The 24,337-nt window shown below is 26.2% G+C and carries 21 protein-coding genes, 2 pseudogenes and 1 CRISPR repeat array; of the genes and pseudogenes, 17 read left to right on the forward strand and 6 right to left on the reverse strand.

What is annotated here, in order from left to right; genetic code table 11:
• The first annotated feature begins 65 nt into the window (after positions 1-65).
• Entirely contained in the window at positions 66-1,010 is a 945-nt protein-coding gene (locus ACTG48_RS07390) for a DMT family transporter (RefSeq protein ID WP_021384148.1), read from the forward strand.
• A gap of 235 nt (positions 1,011-1,245) precedes the next feature.
• On the opposite strand, the gene mnmL is transcribed toward ACTG48_RS07390, so the two are convergent.
• The gene (gene mnmL / locus ACTG48_RS07395; protein ID WP_021384118.1) at positions 1,246-2,181 is read right to left on the reverse strand and encodes a tRNA modification radical SAM protein MnmL/YtqA; all 936 of its coding nucleotides are present in this window, start codon (positions 2,179-2,181) and stop codon (positions 1,246-1,248) included.
• 119 nt (positions 2,182-2,300) lie between these two features.
• The gene (locus ACTG48_RS07400; RefSeq protein ID WP_021384143.1) at positions 2,301-2,849 is read right to left on the reverse strand and encodes a DUF308 domain-containing protein; all 549 of its coding nucleotides are present in this window, start codon (positions 2,847-2,849) and stop codon (positions 2,301-2,303) included.
• 152 nt (positions 2,850-3,001) lie between these two features.
• Here ACTG48_RS07400 and ACTG48_RS07405 point away from each other — a divergent pair, with 152 nt between their 5' ends.
• A complete protein-coding gene (locus ACTG48_RS07405) occupies positions 3,002-3,430 on the forward strand; it encodes a DMT family transporter (RefSeq protein WP_479918475.1) in 429 nt (142 codons plus the stop codon).
• An 82-nt stretch (positions 3,431-3,512) separates the two neighbouring features.
• On the forward strand, positions 3,513-4,172 hold the full coding sequence (locus tag ACTG48_RS07410) for a Dph6-related ATP pyrophosphatase (protein WP_479918779.1): 660 nt from the start codon (positions 3,513-3,515) through the stop codon (positions 4,170-4,172).
• Between the two features lie 108 nt (positions 4,173-4,280).
• Here ACTG48_RS07410 and ACTG48_RS07415 read toward each other — a convergent pair whose 3' ends face one another.
• Positions 4,281-5,636, reverse strand: coding sequence for an MATE family efflux transporter (locus tag ACTG48_RS07415; protein WP_021384141.1), 1,356 nt, complete (start codon positions 5,634-5,636; stop codon positions 4,281-4,283).
• 421 nt (positions 5,637-6,057) lie between these two features.
• Between ACTG48_RS07415 and ACTG48_RS07420 the strand changes: the two genes are divergently transcribed.
• The 7 genes and pseudogenes from ACTG48_RS07420 to ACTG48_RS07450 all read left to right on the forward strand — a co-directional run bounded on the left by ACTG48_RS07420 (position 6,058) and on the right by ACTG48_RS07450 (position 10,651).
• Positions 6,058-6,288, forward strand: coding sequence for a helix-turn-helix transcriptional regulator (locus ACTG48_RS07420; RefSeq protein WP_021384155.1), 231 nt, complete (start codon positions 6,058-6,060; stop codon positions 6,286-6,288).
• Positions 6,275-6,706, forward strand: a complete 432-nt coding sequence (locus ACTG48_RS07425; protein WP_021384163.1) for a hypothetical protein — start codon at positions 6,275-6,277, stop codon at positions 6,704-6,706. The genes ACTG48_RS07420 and ACTG48_RS07425 overlap by 14 nt, the downstream gene beginning before the upstream one ends.
• Positions 6,707-6,819: 113 nt before the next feature.
• Positions 6,820-7,575, forward strand: a complete 756-nt coding sequence (locus tag ACTG48_RS07430; RefSeq protein WP_479918476.1) for a DUF1835 domain-containing protein — start codon at positions 6,820-6,822, stop codon at positions 7,573-7,575.
• A gap of 19 nt (positions 7,576-7,594) precedes the next feature.
• Positions 7,595-8,167 (forward strand): DUF4145 domain-containing protein, encoded by a 573-nt coding sequence (locus tag ACTG48_RS07435; protein WP_479918477.1) that lies wholly within the window; start codon positions 7,595-7,597, stop codon positions 8,165-8,167.
• Between the two features lie 695 nt (positions 8,168-8,862).
• Positions 8,863-8,961: pseudogene (locus ACTG48_RS07440) on the forward strand (transposase); the annotation flags it as partial.
• Positions 8,962-9,036: 75 nt separating this feature from the next.
• Positions 9,037-10,146: an IS200/IS605 family element RNA-guided endonuclease TnpB gene (gene tnpB / locus ACTG48_RS07445; protein ID WP_479918478.1), complete on the forward strand. Its 1,110-nt coding sequence runs from the start codon at positions 9,037-9,039 to the stop codon at positions 10,144-10,146.
• 85 nt (positions 10,147-10,231) lie between these two features.
• Positions 10,232-10,651 carry an HTH domain-containing protein gene (locus ACTG48_RS07450; RefSeq protein WP_479918479.1) on the forward strand — a complete coding sequence of 140 codons (420 nt, stop codon included), beginning with the start codon at positions 10,232-10,234 and terminating at the stop codon, positions 10,649-10,651.
• Positions 10,652-11,100: 449 nt separating this feature from the next.
• Here the strand turns inward: ACTG48_RS07450 and ACTG48_RS07455 are convergent, their stop codons facing one another.
• Positions 11,101-12,834, reverse strand: a complete 1,734-nt coding sequence (locus ACTG48_RS07455; protein ID WP_479918480.1) for a sensor domain-containing diguanylate cyclase — start codon at positions 12,832-12,834, stop codon at positions 11,101-11,103.
• Between the two features lie 350 nt (positions 12,835-13,184).
• Entirely contained in the window at positions 13,185-15,419 is a 2,235-nt protein-coding gene (locus tag ACTG48_RS07460; RefSeq protein ID WP_021384166.1) for an EAL domain-containing protein, read from the reverse strand.
• A 766-nt stretch (positions 15,420-16,185) separates the two neighbouring features.
• Between ACTG48_RS07460 and ACTG48_RS07465 the strand changes: the two genes are divergently transcribed.
• Entirely contained in the window at positions 16,186-17,025 is an 840-nt protein-coding gene (locus tag ACTG48_RS07465) for a MerR family transcriptional regulator (RefSeq protein WP_479918481.1), read from the forward strand.
• Between the two features lie 58 nt (positions 17,026-17,083).
• On the opposite strand, the gene ACTG48_RS07470 is transcribed toward ACTG48_RS07465, so the two are convergent.
• Complete coding sequence (locus tag ACTG48_RS07470; protein ID WP_479918482.1) at positions 17,084-18,298, reverse strand: tyrosine-type recombinase/integrase; 1,215 nt, start codon at positions 18,296-18,298, stop codon at positions 17,084-17,086.
• Between the two features lie 160 nt (positions 18,299-18,458).
• Here ACTG48_RS07470 and ACTG48_RS07475 point away from each other — a divergent pair, with 160 nt between their 5' ends.
• From ACTG48_RS07475 to ACTG48_RS07500, 6 genes and pseudogenes are all read left to right on the forward strand, one after another.
• Positions 18,459-19,241 carry a hypothetical protein gene (locus ACTG48_RS07475; RefSeq protein WP_479918483.1) on the forward strand — a complete coding sequence of 261 codons (783 nt, stop codon included), beginning with the start codon at positions 18,459-18,461 and terminating at the stop codon, positions 19,239-19,241.
• 45 nt (positions 19,242-19,286) lie between these two features.
• Positions 19,287-19,478: a hypothetical protein gene (locus ACTG48_RS07480; protein WP_479918484.1), complete on the forward strand. Its 192-nt coding sequence runs from the start codon at positions 19,287-19,289 to the stop codon at positions 19,476-19,478.
• Between the two features lie 721 nt (positions 19,479-20,199).
• Complete coding sequence (locus ACTG48_RS07485; protein ID WP_479918485.1) at positions 20,200-21,015, forward strand: SHOCT domain-containing protein; 816 nt, start codon at positions 20,200-20,202, stop codon at positions 21,013-21,015.
• Between the two features lie 266 nt (positions 21,016-21,281).
• Positions 21,282-22,295: a CRISPR direct-repeat array (repeat unit 29 nt; unit sequence GTTTTATATTAACTAAGTGGTATGTAAAG).
• Positions 22,296-22,998: 703 nt separating this feature from the next.
• Positions 22,999-23,154: a hypothetical protein gene (locus ACTG48_RS07490; protein WP_479918486.1), complete on the forward strand. Its 156-nt coding sequence runs from the start codon at positions 22,999-23,001 to the stop codon at positions 23,152-23,154.
• Complete coding sequence (locus ACTG48_RS07495) at positions 23,148-23,348, forward strand: hypothetical protein (protein WP_479918487.1); 201 nt, start codon at positions 23,148-23,150, stop codon at positions 23,346-23,348. The genes ACTG48_RS07490 and ACTG48_RS07495 overlap by 7 nt, the downstream gene beginning before the upstream one ends.
• 113 nt (positions 23,349-23,461) lie before the next feature.
• Positions 23,462-24,263, forward strand: a pseudogene (locus ACTG48_RS07500) (N-acetylmuramoyl-L-alanine amidase).
• Positions 24,264-24,337: the final 74 nt, after the last annotated feature.

The raw sequence follows: 24,337 nt of genomic DNA on the forward strand, positions 1-24,337 counted from the left end.
GGCATAATTTTTGCTTAACAAAAACTATGTGCATTGACTTAAATAAAATTAGAGGGGAATTTGAAATGGGAGAAAAAAGTAAAGGGTATGTATTTATAGCAACAGCAGGAATATTATGGGCTACACTTGGATTATTTGGAAAGTTTTTAATGGGAAATGGATTAACATCAGAACAGGTAGCATTTACAAGATTGTTTTTTGGATTTATAGTTTTAGGAGTATATTCTTCTATAAGGACACCACATATTTTAAAAATAAGTAAGAAGGGAATCATATATTCAATAATAATAGGTATTATATGTCAAGCTATGTTTAACTTATGTTATTTTAAAGCAATTGAAACTGTGGGTGTGTCAGTAGCAGCAGTTTTATTATATACTTCACCATTATTCTTAGCAGTATTTTCAAAAATCTGTTATAAAGAGAGTATTACTAGAAGTAAAGTAATTTCACTTATTTTTTGTTTTATGGGTGCAGTTATGGCGGTGACTGGTGGAAGTTTAGATTTTCAAAATTTAAGTGCTTTTGGACTTTTACTTGGTATATTATCAGCAATAGCATATGCACTTATGCCAACTATTAGTAAAAATGCTTTGAAAGAATTTTCAAGTTCTACAATATTAGTGTACAGTTTCTTATTTGGAGCTATCTTTATGATTCCATCTGCTAGACCTTGGGAGATATTGTATTATGCCAAAGATTTAAATATTCTATCTTGTATGCTAATGTTAGGTATTGTACCAGCAGCACTTGCATATATTTTTTATGCAGCAGGTATATCTAAGGGAGTAGAGTTATCTGTTGCAGGTGTTGTGGCATCAGTAGAGCTAGTTGGTTCTGTAATAATTGGTTGTACTATATTAGGAGAAAATTTTTCTTTATGGAAGCTATTTGGGGTAATGCTGATGCTAATATCAGCAGTAGTAGCACTTAATCTTTCTTATGATGGAATAAGACTGTTTTGTAAATCCAACAAGTTAAAGCAGATTGAAAAAACAGAAAGTATTTAGAATTAGAGATTTAAAAATATTGAGATTTAAAAATACTGAAATTAATAATGTTACATAAAATTATAGGTAATTGTAGTTAATTTAGAAATATAAATTAAATTTTTTACTATATACTATATAAATTAATATATTGTTTTATAAATACTAAATAACTATAGAGAGAATTATATTTACATAACACTTTCTATAGTTATTATTTTTTTGATATTGTTTTATGTGTAATAAGTATACATCATTAAAAAAACTTGCAACCTTGATAAGAATTTCGAGCCTTCAAGGTATCATCAATTTGATTTAAAATTTCCCATTTCTTTAGACTCCATAAAGGACCAACTAGTTCATCTCTTTTGCCATCACCAGTAAGTCTATGGATTATCATAGTTTCAGGAAGTATTTCTAATTGGTCACATACTAGATTTATATATTCATCTTGTTCCATAAGAGTTAGCATGCCATTTTGTAGCATCTTTTCCATAGGAGTGTCTTTTATAACATGTAATAGATGAATTTTTATGCCATCTACACCCATTTTACCAACAGCCTTTGCAGTTTCCATCATCATATTATAATCTTCGCCAGGAAGACCATTTATAATGTGTACAACAACCTTTATGTTTTTAGCTTTTAATTTTTCAACACCTTCAACAAATGATTTATAATCATGTCCTCTATTTATAATTTTAGATGTAGAATCATGAATTGTTTGAAGTCCAAGTTCAACCCATAAGTTAGTTCTTTTATTTAGTTCAGATAAGTATTCTACAACATCATCTGGCAAACAGTCAGGTCTTGTTGATATTGAAAGACCTATGACGTCATCAAGTTCTAATATAGTCTCATACTTTTCTTTTAAAACCTCAAGGGGAGCATACGTATTTGTATATGCTTGAAAGTAACCAATATATTTTGCATGAGGCCATTTCTTTAACATCATTTCTCTTATATTATAAAATTGACTAATAAGATTATCTTTAGGGTTGCCAGCGAAGTCACCAGAACCTTCCTTGCTACAATAGGTACATCCGCCATAACCAATACTTCCATCAATATTTGGGCAAGTAAACCCTGCATTTATTGATACCTTAAAAACTTTTTCTCCAAAAGTATTTCTAAGATAATAATTCCAAGTATGATATCTTTTATTATCAAAAGCATATTTAAATTTATCCAAAGTAATCACCTATTTCTAATAAAATTGTACACTCAATTTGTACAAAAAACATATTACCATAAATATATGACTTAAACAAATTCTATTTTAAGTAATATAAAAATAATGCAAGAAAATAATTAACATTTTCTTGCATTATTTCCAGAGAAAAATAGAACTAGTCCAAATAATATTATGAAAAAGGACATTATCGATACTATAAATCTAGATAAAAAAAGAGGAGACAAGATAAGGCATACACCAAATAGAGTCTTAATTATATTCCAAGTTGTAAATTTAGAATATGGATTATTCTTGCTATTTACAAGTGCTACTAGTTGATTAAATATTAAATAAAATCCTAAAAATAATGAAAATATACTTTGTATTTTTTGAGGAAATATAAAAAGTAATATACATGCAATTATTAGAATCCATTGAACATTAGTAGATGGCTTAATTTCTTCTTTAGTAGCGTATCTTTTTAATTCATTGATATTTTTTAGATTTAAATATGCAAAGAATAAAAGAGCAATACCAAAAGTCCAAGAAATTAATTTTATCCCTAATGTCTTAAATGTAAGGCATAATAATCCTAAAACGATGAGTAATACTCCCATTAACATAAATTTAGTAGCATTTTCTTTTTTATTAAAGTTATTAAAATCGATATTAAAATTTGTGTACATAAAATCACCTCCAAAATCAATAGAACAATTATAACAGAAATTTATATTCAAATAAAGTCATCAAGTATAAAAATTAAACTATACTTAGTAATTAATTGATAGGTTGTATCATAAACTTTTATTAATAGAATTATATAGGAGGAGGTTTGTCCATGACAAAATTATGGGCAATAATATTTGCATTATTAGCAGGTGGGTCTACTGCACTTGAAGCCTTTATAAATGGAGAACTAGGGAAAAGTACAACAGCATTAGTTGCAACATTTATAAGCTTAACTGTAGGGGCAATATTTTTTTTGGTAAGTATAATAGTTACAGGAGATTTAAAGTGTTTGGTGTCTATAAATGGTTTTAACTATAAGTTATTGCTAGGAGGAGTATTTGGTGGATTAATAATATATTTCACAGTAAAAGCAATTCCAAATTTAGGTGTATCAAATACAATTATATTAACACTTGTATCTCAAGTTCTAGTTGGATTTTTTATTGATAGCGTGATTTTAGGACAAGAAACAATGCATTTATACAAGTACATAGGTGTTATACTTTTAATATTAGGGACATTTTTTATAGTAAATTAGTAATTTAAAGTATTATATAATTTGCTATGCAACTTAGATATTTGGTATAATTATGGTAACAAAACAAAGTTAGATGAAAGAGGTGTTAGAATTGGCTGATGAAAAATTTGTAATGTCATTTAGTGGTGGTAAGGATAGTATATTAGCATTAAATCGAATGTTGAAAAAAGGATATAAGCCTGTGGCACTCTTGACAACTATAAGTGAGGAACATGGAAAATCATGGACGCATAATTTAGAATATAATATGCTTAAACAAGTAAGTAGCAATATAGGATTACCTTTATTAGTTGCTGAGTGTGGCGTAGAAGGATACGAAGAGAGTTTTGAGAGAGCTTTAATAAAAGCTAAAAATATGGGAGCAACAATATGTGCATATGGAGATATAGACATAGAAAGTCATAGAAAATGGGATTCCGATAGATGTGATGCAGTTGGTATGAAAGTAAGTTTACCATTGTGGCAAGAGAGTCGAGAAAATTTAGTATATGAATTTATAGACAGTGGGTTTTGTAGTATTGTAACAAAAGTAAATTTAAAGTATCTAGGAGAGGAATTCTTAGGAGAAAAATTGACTAGAGAACTTGTTAAAAAGATAAAAGATGCAGGTGCTGACCCATGTGGAGAACATGGAGAATATCATACTTTTGTAGTAGATGGTCCAATATTTGAAAAACCTGTAGAATATGAAGTAAAAGGAACTTCAACAAAAGATGGTTATGGATATTTAGAAATAAAATAATTACATAAATAAAATACCTATTATATAATCCTAGTTTTTGCAAAGGTCTAATATTTGCAAGATTGTATAATAGGTATTTTTTATTTTATATATTTTACATAATATTCTTTAAGCAACCTTATTTAGATTAGAGTCTAATGTAGAATAATTCTTTTTTAGGAAAACTATTGATAAAATAAGGCATATAAATTCTGAAACAATAGTAGTCATCCATATTCCTTGACCGCCAAATATTAGTATCATTGAAATTAGGCTTAGAACAACTACTACAAGTCCTCTACCAAGAGATATAACAGTAGAAATTGATGGTTTTTCTACTGAAACAAAGAATCCAGAAATTATTACATTAATTCCTACAAGTAGGAAAGATATAGAGAATATTTTAAATACACGAATTCCTTCATTGAATAGTATTGTTTCTTCTGGGTGTATAAATAAAGAAACTATTGGTCCTGAAAAAGCCATACAAATTGCAAATACAGAAATTGATGCTATTATTGTGGCTTTTATTCCCATCTTTAATAATTTTTTTACATTATCCATATTCCCTGCACCATAATAAAAACTAGTAAGTGGTTGCATACCTTGAGTTATACCCATCATAGTCATAAGTACCAATGTATTTATATAATTTATAACACTGTAATAGATAAGAGCACTTTCACCAATATATTTAGTAAGACTCAAGTTAAAAAGTAAGACAACTATACCACAACTTAATTCAGTAGTCGAATCTGGGAAGCCTATAAATACAATTTTTCTAAGTGTTTTGAAATCAACTTTAAATTTTGAAAAATTCAAGGTTGAGTTTTTTCTTAAAAAATGTATCAAGAAAAAAATAGTAGAAAAGACTTGAGATAAACCTGTGGCGATACCAGCACCTTTTACACCCCATCCAAATTCAATGACAAATAAGTAATCAAGTACGATGTTTGTAAGAGCAGATATTATTACGCCAACAGTAGCTAATATTGGGAATCCATCAGTTTTTATTATAACTTCTAGAGAGTAAGATACTATAAAGAAGCCATTAAAAAATATTATTATTCCTAGATAATCTTTAACCATACCAATTGTGGACTCTGTAGCTCCTAAAAATAATGCTAGTCTGTCTAAGTTAAAAAAAGTTATAGCTAAAATAATTATAGATAATATAATTATTGATACTAAGTTGAATGAAAAGACTTCATTTGCAGATTTAATATCTTTCTTGCCAAGATAAATTGCAATTATAGTAGATGCACCAGTTGAAAATAACAGAGAAACTGCAAATATAAAATTAATAAAAGGCATTGATATATTAACAGCAGCTAAAGCTAATTCACCAACTCCTTTACTTACAAATATTCCATCAACCATTGTATATAATGAGAAAACCCACATTGCAACTACAGATGGTGCTAGGTATTTAAAAAACCTCTTACCTAGGCTCATGTTTTCGTTTATAGATATTTTAGTATCCATTTATTACCACTCCTTGTAAATCTATTATAAAAATATTAAACTATTAATTAATAATTTTATTTCTAGTATAAATGATAAACTATGGTATAGTACCAATGTCAACAGCAAATAGTAAATAATTATAGATTTTATTAAATCATAGTGATTTTAAGCGTTTTATAAGTATATCCTATTATATATATTACTGACATTTAACTGACAAATAGGAAAAAAAGTACTTTAACTGACATTTAACTGACCATTATTTGAATAGTATTTTGCTTATATTTTCAGATACTTCTTTGTCCATTTTATCTAATAAGTGAGAATATCTATTCATAGTTATTTTTATATCTGCATAGCCCAATCTTTCTGAAATAACTTTTATGCTAGTATCTGTTTAAATAAAATAAACTTTATATTGTATAAAAAGGAGTATTCAATGAAGACTAAAATTAAAATATTAAGAACTTCCATTGGAATGACACAGCAACAACTTGCTGATTTAGTTTATGTAACTGAGAGGACAATCATTTCTATAGAAAAAGAACTGTATACTCCTTCGCTCATGCTTGCTTATCGTATTTCAGAGATATTTGGTACAACAGTAGAAGATTTATGCTATCTGAAAGAAAATAAGGTGCTGGAGGATAAACAATATGAAAATTTATAATAAAAAAGGTTTTACTTTTGGTGTCTTGGCTACAATATTAGGAATATGTAGTTTGACAAAAGATATTATATATCCTGAGGATTGGCTAACACTGCAAATTAAGCATGTTGTATTTTCTATAATAATTTTATTGTTTGGGATTATAGCTCTTATTCGTGCATTTTCTAAAAAAGCTGCACAAGAAGATAGGATTGAATCTATGGATGAAAGAAATCGTCTTATAAAGTTAAAAAGTAAAGCTAAGAGTGGAAATATTATGTTTTGGATTACAACAATTATTAGCATATGTGGCTTTTTATCTTATTATTTAACAGAAAATATAGTGTATATATTTATTTTTATTACAACAGCAATTCTAAGCATGATATATATTATTATAGAGTTTATTTTGTACCTATACTATGAAAAACATGAATAGAAATATGTAAATTAACTCTAAAAACAATACTATAATACTTTAGAATTGCTTAACAAGTGCAGTTTATATATTATAATAAAATAAATTATTAGTTTTACAAATAGGTGAATTATATGGCACACATATGTTTTGATGATGTTTGTTGTTACATATTAAAAGAAGCAATGAAGTTAAAGTTAATACCACATAATAAAATCGTAGTATTTGAAGATGATTTATCAATAGGTGATATTTCAGATGTAAATAATTATGAATTAAGAGAAGATATTTTTAGAATTAGAACTGACCTTGAAAATAATCCTAAGTTACTATTCAAGCCAAATTTACTAGAAGATAGAAAATTAGCAAAACATAGAGATATAATAATATGGTGTGCAAATAACCAAAAAGATTTATGTGGTGTATACTATGTAGTTAGTAAGTTTCAAGATAAAAATATAAAAATTGTATTAATAGATGAAAAAAAGGAAGAAGATTGTCTAATTAAATATTCGTTTACCAGTGAAATGGCTCCAGAAGATTCTCATTTCTTTTTAAATAAAGCATCAGAAATTGGCTTTAATGAAAAGCTAGAAATTAAAAATAAATGGAATGTATTAGTTAAAGAAAATGCTATTTTTAGAGCATTGGTAGAGGAAGAAATTAAAAGTGTTGAAGAAACTTATTTTGATAAATATATATTAAGAAATATTAGTGATAAATGGAGACCTTTAATTGAAGCTGTTGCAGATTCTATGTTTGAAGATGAAATGCATGCAAAAGATTGGTTTATACTTTGGAGGATAATGGAGATGTCAAATTTAAAAATAGTAGAAATTAAAGGCAGTGAAGGTGATATGTATTCTGACACTGAAATAAGAAAAATTTAAGGTTTTGGGGGTAAAGACAGTGAATTTTTGGGAAGGAATAGACAATGAGTTGTCAGGTAAAAACTACACTTGTGGATATTGTGGTTGCTACGTAGGAAGCGAAAAAGGTTATGAAGGTATTTGTCGTACTAGTCCAGAAAAAGAGGTTGAAATAAGCATATATTTATGTCCTAGTTGTGGGAATCCAACGTATTTTGATAAGGACAATAGGCAGTATCCAATGTCTAAAGCTGGGAATGATGTATTACATATTAATAATAAAGATGTTGAAAATTTATATGAAGAAGCTCGAAATTCATTTAGTGTAAATGCATTTACATCAGTAGCTTTATGTTGCAGAAAGTTACTAATGAATGTAGCAGTACATTTAGGTGCTGAAGAGAATAAGACATTTATATTTTATGTTGAATGGCTTGATAAAAAGAATTACATATTGCCTAATTCTAAAAAATGGGTAAATCAAATAAGAAAAATAGGGAATGAAGCTACTCATGAAATTTGTATTGTAAGTGAGGAAGATGCTAAGAAGACATTAATTTTCACTGAAATGTTGTTGAAGATAGTTTATGAATTTCCAGCTATGGCAGAATAATAGGGACTAGATGTATTTTAAGGAAAAATGAATTATTTTGTTATAAATGTGTACAGTATAAAAAGCCTTATTTAAGTTTAGAGAGGATTAATTTGAATGGAAGTAAAAAAAATTGATTAAAAAATAGCTACGCATACTCGTGACTTTAAGTCGTGAGTTAGTAGCTAAAATAGTCAGCATATAGGGAAACTTATATGTAGAGATAGGATATAACCTATCCAATACTACTTGAATTGCTGGAAACCCCTAAAGCTAACCAAACTAAAACATAAGGATGAAATAAACCTAAGTGTGAAAGTTACGAAAGTAGAAAAAATTGGTTAGATGGTATAAGGTTAAACCCTAAGTACTTTAAAATGGGCAATCAGCAGGTAAGCTCCGAATAGGAGAAACTTCAACGACTATTCCTCTTGAGGGAAGTACACTACAAGCTATTGGTAGTGGGTAGACCTTAACGGATAATGCCGAAGGATAAGATATAGTCTGCGCTTGCATGAAAGTGTAAGAAGTTCATAAGAGAACTGCATAGGTAGTAGCGAACTTATGTGAACGACAACCTCAAAAATGATAAAAGTTAAGACTTACGGTTCTTACATATGCTATTTAAAAATAAATATAAAAACCTTTAAAATACTTGTTTAAAAAATTGCACTTGTTAATATTAGGATGGTGATGAAAAATTGAAGTGACTCAGATATGTATATTTAGTACAATACCATATAACATGGTGTGTAAAATATAGACATACAGTATTAACAAATGAAATTGAAGAAGATTTAATTAATATATTTAGTTGTTACTGTATCAGAAAATACAAAGGAGCAGATAAGAAAATATATTAATTAATCAGAAAAAACAAGTAAAGTGAGGTGATAGTAGTGGAAAAGGCATATAAGTTTAGAATGTATCCAAATAAAAAACAGCAAGAGTTAATTAACAAAACTTTTGGATGTTGTAGATTTGTATATAATAAATATCTTTCTAAAAAAATAGAAGTTTATGAAAACAATAAAGAAACTTTTACTTATAAACAGTGCAGTTCTGATTTGACCAATTTAAAAAGAGAATTAGAGTGGCTTAAAGAACCTGACAAATTTTCACTACAAAACACCTTAAAAGATTTAGAAAACGCATATAAAAAATTCTTTAAAGAAAATACAGGATTTCCTAAATTTAAATCAAAGAAAACTAATAGGTTTTCATATAGAACTAACTTTACAAATGGAAACATTATGTACTTTAGTCAATATATAAAATTACCTAAACTTGGTATGGTTAAAGTAAGGGATAAACAAGTACCTCAAGGGAGAATACTTAATGCTACAGTATCCAAAGAACCAAGTGGTAAATATTATGTATCATTATGTTGCACTGATATAGATATTGAAGCATTTGAAAATACTAATAGTCAGATAGGTTTAGATTTAGGAATTAAAGAATTTTGTATCTCAAGTTGTGGACAATTTATAGAAAATCCTAAGTATCTTCTAAAGTCATTAAACAAACTTGCTAAATTACAAAGAGAACTATCGAGAAAAACAATTGGTAGTTTAAATAGAAATAAAGCAAGGTTAAAAGTTGCAAGACTTCAAGAACATATAGCTAATCAAAGGAAGGATTTTCTACAAAAACTATCTACTAAATTAATACGAGAGAATGATATTATTTGCATAGAGGATTTACAAGTAAAGAATATGACTAGAAATCGTAAAATGTCTCGCTCTATTTCTGATGTGTCATGGTCAGAATTTGTTCGTCAATTAGAATACAAGGCTAATTGGTATGGTAGACAAATTGTAAAGGTAGGTAAATTCTTTGCAAGTTCACAAATATGCAATAAATGTGGGTACAAAAACGAGGAAATTAAGGATTTAAATATAAGAGAATGGATTTGTCCTTGTTGTAATGAAACTCACGATAGAGATATAAATGCAAGTATAAATATACTAAAAGAAGGATTAAGATTAATAACAGTTTAAAATAAATAACTTATGTAAGAACCGTAGGAACTACGGGGATAGCCTGTGGAGAATTAGTAAGACATATTTTAGTATGCAAAATTCTATGAAGCAGGAACCCTGTGACTTTAGTCATGGGAGGTTCAGTGATGAATATCATATAGACGAAAATATCTTATCAAATTTGTTTGGAGTAGACATAGAAAAAATAAGAGCGTATAAGAAATATGAAAATGAATTTATAGAAGATTTAGATGTATGGTCAAAAAGGATAAATGTAGTTTTACAACTTGGATATATCATGGATGTTGACTTAGATTCTAGGCTTAGAGGCATTTTAAGTCTTTTGACTAATATGTATAATCTTAATACTAAATTTATAGCTAAGGCTTCAAATGTTGAGGAAAAATACATAATAGATTTTATAAATGGGATAGATTGTATACCAGTAGAAATGAAGTATAGTATATGTGTAGCAGCTATGAATTTGAGTTTAATATTTAAAAATTATGAATGTCAAAGCTGATAAGAAAGAATTTGTGCTTATAGATAACTTTGTATTTAAAATAAAAAGTGAACTCTTTTAAGCGTTCACTTTTTTATACGAATAAATTGTTATTTTAAGATAGACTATATTAATATTAGGTATTTGTAATAAAATATTTATAATCTTATATTTCTAGATATTTAAAGTTTAATTTTTCCATAAATTTGTTCTTTAGTAAAGTAACCAATATTAAGAAGTATTTTATCTAAATTTATTTTAAGAATTTATATAGAAGTAGTAGAGGGGTTTAAGAACAAATTATGAAAATTAGAGGAGAAGCTTACTAAAAAATATTAAATATTTATATAATAATCACAAAGTATATGATTGTCTTTAAATAATAATATACTTTATGATTAATATCATTATAAATAACAATAGCTGAATTATAATTTATTTTTAGGCAAAGGTATAATATGACAATTTTATTATTCACATATACTATAACGATTTTTTCCGTCTGCTTTTGATATATACAGAGCTTTATCAGCTTTGGAAAATAAATCTTTATAGGATTTAATTGAATCATCAACAAAAGCAATTCCAATACTTAATGTTATTTTATGATTATTTTTCAACTTTATTTTACTTGTAGCATTTAAAATCTTACTAGTACTTTCTATTACTAAATCCTTTGTTAATGATTTCATAAATATCATAAATTCATCTCCACCGATTCGAGCAACTATATTTTTATTACATGTGTTTTGTAGTAATATTTTTGATACAGCAACTAAGACTTCATTTCCTTCCAAATGCCCAAAAGTATCATTTACAGTTTTAAAATCATCAATATCAATAACTAATAAAGCATCACTAGATTTTGTCTCAGAATTACAGAAGTAATCTTGAATAAAATCTTCTGATACCCTTTGATTGTATAGTTGTGTTAGTGGGTCACGTTGAGCTTGATTAATTAAAATTTCTAATTTAGATTTGTCATCAGTTATGTCTTTTAAAACACCAATTGTCTTGATAGGTTTATGGTCACTATCATAGATAACTGAACATTGGACACGAATCCATCTCCATTCATCTTTAGTCAATGAGTTTAATTGTCTTATTTCAATTATTTCTCTAAGATTTCCACGAAGAACTTCTAGTAATTTGCCAATATCATCAAGATGAACAATTGCTCCAGACTCTAACAACTTAGAATAATTTTTTGTTTCAAAGTTTTCTAATTCAATTTTTTTATCTATTTCTACACGTTGATATTTTATAAAATTATCATTTCCAATGTCATATTCAAACATAATGTCTGTAATATTTTGCAAAGCGATGCGATATCGCTCTCTTTCTAATTTTAATTCAGATTCTATATTTTTTAATGGAGTAATGTCAGTAATAATGCTATTAATTTTTACTACACCATCACTATTTAATGATTTCATTCCAGTATCTAATACCCACATTAGTGTTCCATTTTTTTTGCGTATTCTATATTCAGATGAATATGTAGCTCCCTTTGCAAAACATCGTTTGCAATCTTCTAGTGCTTTAGGTAAATCTGGCGGATATACAGCTCCTACTGCTGAACCACCACTCATTTCAATAAACTCATCATATGTATATCCTAATATCTTAGGCAATCCTTCGTTAACATAGAAAAAAGAGTATGTATCATCATCATTGCTACCTTTTAATCCACCATTAATGTTATTTGTAATCATCTCAATAACTTCTGTTTTTTCTTTTAGCATTCTTTGTAAATAATCATAACTTTGTGTTCCAATTTTGGTAGGGAAGTATTCATCAATCTGCATTTCACCATAAGGATTTGATATATGCATATGTTTTACTAATAATTTCTCTCTATCTTCAATTATCTCAAATGTACAACGCTGATTTACTTCTAATACCATTTGTGCATTCTCTTTAGTACTGACAGTATATTTTCCTAATACCATACAGCTATTTTTATCTTCACTTACAATTTCAAATGTGTCATTACTTATGTCACAAGAAGGCACTTCGTTTTGACCTGCATAAAAATAATCTTTTATTTCATTAAAAGAAGTGAGAAATTCCTGTTCTCCTGGTCCAATCCATGTGACATCTTTAGAAAGGTGTTTTAATATTTCATCAATATCTCGATTTACATAAAAGTTTGTTATAATATGTTTTGCAAATTTAGGTGATTTTTTTAGGAGTATGCTCATGATATTCCCCCTCTCCTTTGTTATTATATATCCTAATTATATTATACATTAATATACTTAAATTAAAAATGTTGTTAAACTGTGATATTTTTATTAAATAAGTTGATTTTAGTTAAAAAGCACTGCAACAAAATCTGTTTCAGCGCTTAGGACTAACGTACTATATAAATACATAATAATATAAAATATAAGTTCAGAAAAAGAAAAATAATTACATATTTTTTATCTAATTCTATCGTTATAGATTTAAAGTTTATTTTACTGTATCAATATCATAGTTGAATGAATTATATTTATATTTAAAAAATTTCTTTAAACATCTTAATTTCTTCAAGCTAATGTATTATAGACTAGATTTTTATTAAATTTTCTATTTTATTTATATCTATATACATGCCTTGTGCAATAGACCTACCATCAATTGCAGATAGATTACATTGTGTATACATAACTGTAACGATTTGACCATCACGCTTTATAAGTCTATATAAAAAAGGCTCAATTTTATTTGTATCAATCATCTCTAAACTCTTTTTATAAATAAAGTCTAAATCATCTGGATGAACAATTGCTCTTAAGTTACCACCCATCTCACCAAAAAATTGTTCTCTTGTATAACCTATAATATCAAACATTTCTTCATTCATATAAGTAATAATCATATCACCAAATAAATCATAGCGAATTATACCAACAGGTAACATTGAATAAAATTGTGATAAAACATTACTTTCATCAAGATGAGTATTTGTCATTTTAGGTATGGAATACGATTCAAATTCATTTATATAACCAGCAGTTTTTATTAAATCTATATGTAGTTTTGCTAAAAGTAATCTGTTTTCTGAAATTATACAATTTGCACTAAAATAGAAATTACTATATTTTTGACATTCAGCAGATTCATCTGATAAAACAGCTTCTCCACTAATTAATAATAAATCTGAGTCAGTATTATGTGGAGTTATACTTTTATAAAGAATAGAAAATTTTTTACCTTTAATATGTTTTTCAAAATGTTCTATTATTTTAGAAAAAGATGTAATTTCTGTTTTACTGTAAAAATCAAACCATTGAATGTCTTCAGTGACATTTGATTTTAGTTTTTGCATGTCTTGCATAATAAAAAATTCGTCAAATATCTTTTCTACCAAAGATTTCCCTATATCAGAATATTTTATAAACATTTCTCCTGGGTTATTTTTTTCAGATAGTAATTTTTCAAATTGTGTGCACTCCATAGGTTTTGCATAATAATAACCTTGAGCAATATCGCAATTTATACTTTTAATAAATTCTACATGTTGTTCTGTTTCAACACCTTCACATACTGTAAGCATTCCAAGAGCTCTTGCAATATTTACTATAGAATATAAAATTGTTGTATTTTTAAAATCATTTAAATTATGAGACAAAAATATTCTATCAATTTTGATTATATCAAAAGGCAGATTTTGTAACATACCAAAAGATGAATATCCAGAACCAAAATCGTCCATTGATACAGAAAAACCATAAGAACGAAGTTCAGTTAATTGTTGAATAATATTATTTGTATTTTCTAATAATATATTTTCTGTGATTTCAATACTGAAATTTGATGTAGAAACACTGTACTTTTCAGTAATACTTTTTAGCATACTTGGAAAATTAGAATTAAAAAAATGAAGACGAGAAAAGTTACAACAAATTGGAACAAAAACATCATTGTTATCAATCCATCTTCTTATGTTTTTGCAGTTCTCTTCAAATAAGTATAAATCTAGCTCGGTTATCAAACCAAACTGTTCGAATAAAGGTATAAATTTATCTGGAGTAAGAATTCCTTTAAGAGGATGTCTCCATCTTGCAAGAGCCTCACATCCAACTATAGTATTGTTTTTTATATTATAGAGTGGTTGATAAAATGCTTCAATTTGTTTAGTTTGTAAGGCCTGTGATATTTCATATAAAAATTCCTTATCATTTTCCAATTGATTATAAAAATTATTATCCTTAAAGTCAAATGAAATGTATCTATTTTTACCTTCTACTTTAGCCTTTTTTAAAGCACTATACACTTGATTGAAAAGCACTAAAGTAGTACTATTTGGCTCGCCATTCCAAATAGTACTACCAATACTAAATGTAACATTGGAGTATATTTCTTTTTCGTTAGGAAGTTGTATTTTTAATTCTCTAGCACTCTTTATAATAGCTGTACCTATATTGTTTAGTTCATCATTTGATACATTTGGAATTACAATTAAAAATCCTTCTCCTTTTAAATAAGCAACTATTCCATTAGATTCTGGAACAAAGGACAGTAGTTTTTGAGTGATATTGATTAATAGATTTTCTCCAACTAAGTATCCATAGATATCATTAAATAATTTAAAGTTATCAATATTTAATAACATTATTCCGATATGTATGTCTTTCAAAATACAGTCATTAATATATTGGTATACAAACTCTCTGTTTGGTATTTTAGAAAAAAAGTCTATTTCATTTGAAATTTTAAATTTATATTTTCTATTGTCTAATTCATTAGCTAATAGCTCTATCTTTTTATTTAACATTTTTATATAATCATAATTTTGCATGGTATTCCTCCATAAGATACTTTAAATTTTGATGACAACTGTATTTATGCTTAAAATATTTAAATGTTAATTTATAAATAATTTGAACAATTAATTTTAAATAAGTATTTCAACTTTATATTCATTAACTTACTTATTATAAGATTAAAAATAAAAATTTTTAAATTAGTAATAATCTTATATAAAATTAGTTAATGTCTAAGTTTGAGTGTATTGAAATATTTCTTTTTTGAATGCAATTATATCATATTTCTTTATAAATAGATAGACTGTAAGCCATGTAGTTAGTAAGATAGAATACATTATAAGTAATTTCAAATTTAATGTTTTTATAAATAAATAATTAATTTATTTATAATTAATTTTTACTTATAATTTAATATTACATTAATAATTTTATATACTTAATTTCAGTTATTTGAATTAAGTTTAATTTTATATTTTCTGATATATACTAGAATAAATGTTAATTTACTAAATGTATTAAAGGATAATTCATAGAAATCTATTTCAAAAAGATATTATATAAATATGTATATAATAGTTATATACATAAAGGATAGAAATCTAAGATATTACTTAAAAAAGTTAAAATTAGAAATATTATAATAGAAAAACAACTAGATTTTAATAACTGATTGTAGAAGCTTTATTTTCATGTCCTTGTTTTAGAGGTGTTTTTAGTATATTCTAAAAATATGATTATAGAGAGAAATAATTTTGATTATAAAATAAAAATAGGATTAGGAAGGATTTTGTCATATAAATGAAAGATTACTATAAAATAGGAGAGATATCTAAAATATATGGAATAGGAAGAGACTCATTAATGTATTATGAAGAAATAGGTATTCTAAAGCCAGTTAGAGACATAAATGGATATAGAATGTACAACATATCAGATATATGGAAACTCAATTTAATAAAAGAATTTAGAAGTTTGAATTTTCCAATGAAAAAAATAAAAGAGTACTTAGATGATAGAAGTATAGAGTCTACAAAAAATATTTTAAATGAAGAGCTTGAATTAATTGATAAAAAAATATTTGAATTTATAAGTCATAAGGAAAATATTATAAAAAGATTAAGTTCAATTGAAAGTGTAATTCAAAATACAAAAATAGATGAGATAGAGGTTGTATATATAGAAAAGAGAAAAGCTTTAGAATTAAATGCTGATATAAGAAGAGATGAGGATTTTGATTTTTTAATTCAAAAACTTCAAAAAGAGTATGAAAATAGATTTAATATACTTGGAAATAATAATATTGGTTCTGCTTTTTCTACTGAAGCAATCAACAAAGGTATATTCAATGAGTTTAAATCTGTATTCTGTTTTTTAGAGAATAGCGAGGAAATATACAATATAGTTTTTGATGAGGGATATTATGTAACTTTAAACTACACTGGAAGTAATTCTAATAATAAAATATATATGGAAAAGGTATTTAAATTTATAAAAGAAAATAATTATAAAATAATTGCTGAACCTATAGAAATATACAAGATAGATATACATGAGACTGGAATTGTAGATGAGTTTGTAACCGAAATTCAAGTACTTGTAACTAAATCGCTAGATTTCAACGAATTAGATGATAAATAGAGTGAAAAAATGCTAATTTGCCACCGATTTGCCACCGTATTATAAAATCGGTGGCAAATTATATTCTGAGACCTTCTAAAATATTTACTGTTTCACTTTCCATTTTATGTGTGACATGAGAGTAAGTATCCATTGTTGTAGTTATTTTACTGTGACCTAGACGCTTTTGTATATCTTTAATATTAGCTCCATTTTCTAAAAGTAAAGTAGCATGTGTATGTCTTAAACAATGAAAATTGAAATCAATATTTAAATCTTTATTTATTATTGCTATTGCCATGTCAATATCACCATGAGTTACAAATGAACCATATTTTTTTCTGCATACCCAATTATATTCTGTTTTTTTATACCATTTTCCTATTTTAACTTTCTGCTTTTTTTGATTTAGTTTTTCATCTTTTAATATTTTAGATAGAGTATCACCAATTTTAATATCTCTTATTGAAGAATTTGTTTTAGGGGGAGCTAATTCAAAATTGGAATCTTTTTTCCTTACTAAGTTTCTTCTAATTTTAATTATATTATTTTCTAAATCTATATCTTCACAAAATAAGCCTAATACTTCACCTTTTCTCATACCTGTATAAAACCCAATCATCAAAGGAATATAGGCATTTGTCCCAACTGGAAACTTATGTAATATTGTATCAAAATCATTTAAGGTAATAGTTTTAACTTTATTACTAGTATTAGTTTTCACTAAGTTTTTAGGAATACTAACATATTGAACAGGGTTCTCTCTAATAAGTTTATATGGGTATACAGCTAATTTTAAAGAAGTGTTTAAAACACCATAAATCAATTTTAAAGTTCCTTTTGAGTAATTTTTTTCTTCACCATTTTCTGTATATTTTTCTTTTGATTTTATATTTAAAAATTCTTGAATAATAGCAGGATTTATAGATTTCAATTTATATTTTCCAAGACTTGGTTTAATATGATTTTCTATAGCCCTTTTATAATTACCTTGAGTGTAAAACTTGCAATTTAGAAGTACATATTCTTTGTACCAGAAGTCCAAATAATCAGATAAACTAATATTAGTTTCATCAAATACAGTACCAGAGTTTTCAAATTCATTTATTGCATCTCTTAAAGCTTTTTCAGCTTCTTTTTTAGTTTCTCCACCAACTTTTTCTACTTTTTTTCTCTTACCATCTACTATACCTGCATCAAAATAGTAATACCATTTTTTACCTCTTTTTCTAACATGTTTTATATTAACTATGTGGTATGTAAATGCAAATGCAATTGATTGTAATATAAACACGTATTGGTTTTTATATTAACTATGTGGACTTAAAATTAAAAATACTAAAAACACTTACTCAGGCAGGTGTTTTTTTTATTGAAAGGATGTGATAATAATGTAAAAATTTTACTTATATAGTATAATTATGTTACAAAATCATATTATGTGGGGGAATATTATGTTTGAAAAATTTAAGGAATTAAAAAGTTGGCAAAAGGTATTAATTGTTATAATAGGAATTTTATTATTACCATTAACATTGCTATTTTTTTCTATTCTATTTTTAGTAAAAAGTATAATGAAAAAGGGTAATAAGTTGGTGAAAATATTAAAAATTGTTATAAGTTTGTTTTTAATATTTATACTTTTGATGTTTAATTGGGCATGGTGGGGTGCTACATTCAAAGTAACAACAGAGCATAATTTAAAGAACCAGCAAGAAATTGAAAGAAAAGAAAAAGAAGAACAAGAGATAAAAGCTAAGGAAGCTAAAGAAAAACAAGAAAAAGAATTAAAAGATAAATTAGAAGCACAAAAGAAAAAAGAGTTAGAAGAAAAGAAAAAACAAGAAGCAGATAAAAAAGCACAAGAAGAAGAACAGAAAAATGAAGTAGAAAAAAGTTTATCTAAGGAAGAAGTAAAAGAAAAAGTAGAATCTGTTATACCTGATAATTTTAAAAATAATACAAGCTATTATGTTGATATGCTTACTCCAACTAAAGGAGATGGGTATATAGTTAGCATTCAAATAGAAGATTCTAAATTTAATAATGAAAGTGAATGCAGAAACTTTACTAAAGAATTAGTCAACAACATAAAAGATATGAATGATATCTATTCAGTAAGAATAAACTTTGTTGATGATGGTACACTTACTTATGTAGTATGGTTAGAAGATTGGAACAATATAAAAAATGATGTAAATTTAATTGATAGTATAGAATTTGAAGCTAGAAGCTAGTTCTAGGATTAGATTAACTATACATAGTTTTATAATGACTATGTAGTGTGTAAACACAAAAAGCAATTAACTATTTATATTATTAAGAAGCATATAGATATAGAGGAAATCAAAAAAGAATTAGAACTAATGGATAGTGATTTAAGCTTAGAGCATTTAGTTGAAGCTAGAATAAATAAGCTATTAAATACTATTGATGAAACAGACAAGAAAGTTTTATTAGATGGATTAATTTAGTATAAAGTGTATTTACAATAGTTAAGGAACGATTTGCAAACTATAATTATGAATAAGAAGGTGGTTATTATGAAAAACTGTTTAGAGTGCAATTACACTTTTTCTATTACAAATAGGCTTAAAAGTATGTTTACTGGAAAACTTAAGTGTAAAAAATGTAATGCCATATATAAACTCAAAAGTAGTATTTATCGTTATATCTACTATTTAATTATATATTTTTCAATTATACTTCTTTCACCCGTTTTTATAAGATATAAAGGGATTTATTTAAGTTATTCAACTAGAATATTAATACTTTTTCTTATACATATTTTTTTTATAATGCTATATGATTTGATACCTCATAAATTTCAAAAATATACTAAGGTAAAGTAATTAAAATTAATAAAATTAATAAATATATTATTCTAAACAGTATCAAATAAGAAGCTAACTAAATCGATCGAAATTGAAAACTATCAACATAAGTTTAAAAGATAATTAAGGTTTAAGAGTAACATAGGATGTTTTTAAATCTTACTAAAGTTTTATATTAACTATGTGGTATGCGAAGAAAAAAGTTCTAGATATAGGTAAAAATGTTGTCAAAGTTTTATATTAACGATGTGGATTTAAATTAAAAATACTAAAAAACACTTACTTTATTGTAGGTGCTTTTATTTTACCCAATTATGCTATAATATTGTTTGAGATGAGTAATTTGTGGGGGAATTTTGATATGTCAATGATAATAGTAGCAATAATATTAATGTTATTAGGAATAGTTATTTTTATAGGATTTATGCCAGGAAGTTTGGTACTTTTGGCATCATTAATAATTATTTATTTTGTTAGAAAAAAACAAAGAGTTATGTGTATTATATCTTATATGTTTCTTATTTTTACAATATATTTATATGCAGTTTGGGAAGATATAAGCCCATATACAGAAGAAAAGATGGCTATTTTAGAGGAACAACAAAAGAAAGAAGAATCAGAAAGAATCAGAAAACAAGAAGAAATAGATAAGGAAAAAAGGGAGAAAAAATATGGAAAAAAAATCTCAGCAGAGGAGCTAAAAGCAAAATTAGAAGAATTAGTACCTCAAAAATATAAGGGTAGTCACTATAAAGTTGATGTAGTTGAGTCTGGACTTACTCAATTTTATTTAACAGTACAAAATGAAAAATTTGAAAATACTAAAGAATGTCAACTATTTATAAAATATATTACAGAAGAATTAAAGGATTTTAAGATAGATTGTTGTACTTTTGAATTTTATACTAAGGATGATGGGGGTAAGTATAATAGTATTTATATTAAATACTATAGAGAAGTACAAACTGGTGAAAAATCTGTATTAGATTTACATATTAGTGAAGATAATATTATGACTGATGAAGAGATTCAAAATGGTATAGATGAAGTTAAAAAGAAAAATTATCAGAGTTATGTAGACCCATTAGAACAAATAAAGAAACTAAAAGAGTTGTTAGATTCAGGAGCAATTACACAGGAAGAATATAATAAAAAGAAAAAGGAATTATTAGAATAGATGATATAGTAAGTACTTACAAATATATAGGTGTTCTTAAATTGATAACTTATTTCATTTTAATTTTATAGTTTGAATTTTATGATATAATAAAAATATAGAAATTTTGCAGTGAGCGATATTCGTGATAAAGTAGGATTTAACAGTTGCAATGTAAGGCATTGAGGCTGTGTGATAAGTGTTATCAACTGCACTACTCATGGTTCACTGCAAATTTGAGAGAGTTGTATGTGTGTAAGTATTGGAAATGCTAAGTTTATTTTGGGGTTTTATATTAACTAAGTGGTATGTAAAGACATTAGATGCTGATTGCTCGACTGGGTATACAACTGTTTTATATTAACTAAGTGGTATGTAAAGTTTGCTTATAATGAATTGAGTGAAGATAAAAAAGAACGTTTTATATTAACTAAGTGGTATGTAAAGATAAAATTTAAAGCTTATAGAGAAAGTTTTAGTACATGTTTTATATTAACTAAGTGGTATGTAAAGAAAATACTACAATCAAAAATTATTTTCTCGAATATCGTTTTATATTAACTAAGTGGTATGTAAAGTTTTGTGGAAGATTAAAAAAATAAAGGGGATGTTAAGTTTTATATTAACTAAGTGGTATGTAAAGAAGACTGGCATTGATAATATCCCAAGCATATTTTTAGTTTTATATTAACTAAGTGGTATGTAAAGAGTCAAGTTGGTTTATATTTATGCTACTCTTATACATGTTTTATATTAACTAAGTGGTATGTAAAGAAAGTAACAAGGATTATGTTGTAAAATCAAGTCTTGTTTTATATTAACTAAGTGGTATGTAAAGTGAGTATTCCCCGCTCTAACTCTGTAATACCAGGTTTGGTTTTATATTAACTAAGTGGTATGTAAAGTATTATAACAAGCATTATATAAAGTTATATTATCTTTGTTTTATATTAACTAAGTGGTATGTAAAGACAGGAACATTATTACCAGCTTGTCTAGCAAGTGTGAGTTTTATATTAACTAAGTGGTATGTAAAGCATTTATATCTATGTCAAAAGTATCTCGCATGGCTATGTTTTATATTAACTAAGTGGTATGTAAAGTTTGGAAATAGCATATTAGGGTGTTCACTTAACCAATCGTTTTATATTAACTAAGTGGTATGTAAAGTTTTCTGTAAGTCTTATTCTATAATTTATATCATTAGTTTTATATTAACTAAGTGGTATGTAAAGACGGATGATTGTCCGTGGTTACTTTCCATATCATTCAGTTTTATATTAACTAAGTGGTATGTAAAGTTTGCAACAGTATAGGTTATAGAAACTGCATCATAATGTTTTATGTTAACTATGTGGATTCAAAATTAAAAATAATCAAAAAACACTTGCTTATGGTAGGTGTTTTTTTAATTGAAAGGATGTGATTATAATATAAAATAAATATAGAATAGGTAAAATATGTAAGAATTATATGTTATAATATTTTGAGCAAGGAAAATAAAATTGAAAAGCTAAGGGTGATTTTCTCATATAAACGCCAAACTCCAATATAGGAAGGAGGTGAATTTATATGTTAATTAACTTTTTATTGAGTATAGTAGCTGGTATTGTATTGGCTTTCACATGTGACAAAATAAAAAATCACCCAAACGCCAAAAAAAATAACTTTTAAATTCTAATCAATTAGAGAAATTCACCTTTTACAAAGTAAATTTTATCTCCTTATTTTTATTATAGCATAAATTAGAAAAAATATGTAAATAAAGAAACAATGCTTATTAAATTTAATAGGCATTTTTTATTTTAATATTAAATAAGGAAGTGAATATATGGTAAGAAAACTGCTGTGTAATATTCAAAAACACATTAGAAAGAAAGTGATAACTTGGTAATAGATATATACATAAAAAATGAAAAAGAAAAAATAGATTTCCATTTCCCAGTTAATCCACAAGATTTTTTATCTATTAAAAAAGAAAAAAGATTTTAAACTGTTCATATAGTGAATTTAGGTGAATTTGACATTAAAAAAGAAGGCGAGAAGATAAGAAAAATATCATTCAAGACCTTCTTACCCAACTTATATGATGCTTCTTATTGTAGATATAGTGAGTTAAAAAACTCTACTGAAATAGTTGCAATGCTTGAAAAATGGTAGACCAAGCCGAATCATTACGCTTAATAGTAACTGGTTTTGGTTACAATGGGTTAGTTACAATATCTAGTTTTAGTAATACTCAAACAGCAGGAAGAGAAGAAGATAGGGACATTGAGATAACATTTAGAACTTACAGAGAACTGAAGATAGAGACATTAAAAAAGAAACTAAAAGTAATACTAAAACAGATTTAAAAGACAATAGGCCTAATACCCAAACTAAATCTAAAATATATATAGTTACCTCTAAAGATACATTGTGGAGTATTGCAAATAAATTTCTAGGTAAAGGTTCAAGGTGGCCAGAGATTTATAATCTCCACAAAAATAAAAAAGTTATTGGTAAAAACGCTAATATAATAAAAGATGAAGGAAAAGAAAACAGAATACTAACTTATTTAATTGTTAAATGGTTGAAACAAGGTAGAGCAACTGTATATACTGGCAAAATAGATAAATCGAATAATTATCTATCCGAACAATGTCAAATAGCAAATAAACAAGACATAGACTTAGCAGTACAAATTCACTTCAATGCAAATAATACACCCTATGTGAACAGAAACAATATATAAAACTAATAATGGCAAAGTGTATGCTGAAAGAGTCAACAAAAAACTAGCAATAGTATTAAAATAGAGGTGCAAAATCAGATGTAAGGGGCTTGTATTGGCTTAATCATACAAAACACCAGCAATTCTAATTGAAGTATGTTTTGTAGACAGTAAAGCAGATACAGACTATTATATTAGACATAAAGATATAGTTGCTAAATTAATAGCAGAAGGTATTTTAAATAAAACTATAGATAATAAAGAGAATAATGAGGGAAAAATTATGTATAAACATACAATAGTTTATGACGGAGAGGTTGACAAAATACCTGCAACTGTAGTTGGTTGGGGGTATAATGATGGAAAAATACTAATATGTGATATAAAAGATTATGTACCAGGTCAGATGGAGAATTTATATGTTGTAGGCAGAGGAGCATGTAATAAGATAGGTTCTATAACTAAAGAAAAATATACTATGATAAAAGGTAATGATAGGTTTGATACACTTTATAAAGCATTAGATTTTATTGATAGATTATATAAAACATTTTAGTATTTCTTGGGAATCATAAATATAGTAATATTTAGGTAAAGATTATTTATTATTAATAGGTATGGGGGGTAGAT

This window comes from Clostridioides sp. LIBA-6822 (assembly GCF_056688955.1).

What these genes read in the sequence shown, in the direction of transcription:
- ACTG48_RS07455 (WP_479918480.1), bottom strand. Translation starts at nt 12,834, where the DNA reads ATGAGCATACTCCTAAAAAAATCACCTAAATTTGCAAAACATATTATA.
- ACTG48_RS07485 (WP_479918485.1), top strand. Translation starts at nt 20,200, where the DNA reads ATGTCAATGATAATAGTAGCAATAATATTAATGTTATTAGGAATAGTT.
- ACTG48_RS07495 (WP_479918487.1), top strand. Translation starts at nt 23,148, where the DNA reads ATGGTAGACCAAGCCGAATCATTACGCTTAATAGTAACTGGTTTTGGT.
- ACTG48_RS07475 (WP_479918483.1), top strand. Translation starts at nt 18,459, where the DNA reads ATGTTTGAAAAATTTAAGGAATTAAAAAGTTGGCAAAAGGTATTAATT.
- ACTG48_RS07400 (WP_021384143.1), bottom strand. Translation starts at nt 2,849, where the DNA reads ATGTACACAAATTTTAATATCGATTTTAATAACTTTAATAAAAAAGAA.
- ACTG48_RS07465 (WP_479918481.1), top strand. Translation starts at nt 16,186, where the DNA reads ATGAAAGATTACTATAAAATAGGAGAGATATCTAAAATATATGGAATA.
- ACTG48_RS07420 (WP_021384155.1), top strand. Translation starts at nt 6,058, where the DNA reads ATGAAGACTAAAATTAAAATATTAAGAACTTCCATTGGAATGACACAG.
- ACTG48_RS07460 (WP_021384166.1), bottom strand. Translation starts at nt 15,419, where the DNA reads ATGCAAAATTATGATTATATAAAAATGTTAAATAAAAAGATAGAGCTA.
- ACTG48_RS07450 (WP_479918479.1), top strand. Translation starts at nt 10,232, where the DNA reads ATGAAGCAGGAACCCTGTGACTTTAGTCATGGGAGGTTCAGTGATGAA.
- ACTG48_RS07425 (WP_021384163.1), top strand. Translation starts at nt 6,275, where the DNA reads ATGAAAATTTATAATAAAAAAGGTTTTACTTTTGGTGTCTTGGCTACA.
- ACTG48_RS07390 (WP_021384148.1), top strand. Translation starts at nt 66, where the DNA reads ATGGGAGAAAAAAGTAAAGGGTATGTATTTATAGCAACAGCAGGAATA.
- ACTG48_RS07430 (WP_479918476.1), top strand. Translation starts at nt 6,820, where the DNA reads ATGGCACACATATGTTTTGATGATGTTTGTTGTTACATATTAAAAGAA.
- ACTG48_RS07415 (WP_021384141.1), bottom strand. Translation starts at nt 5,636, where the DNA reads ATGGATACTAAAATATCTATAAACGAAAACATGAGCCTAGGTAAGAGG.
- ACTG48_RS07405 (WP_479918475.1), top strand. Translation starts at nt 3,002, where the DNA reads ATGACAAAATTATGGGCAATAATATTTGCATTATTAGCAGGTGGGTCT.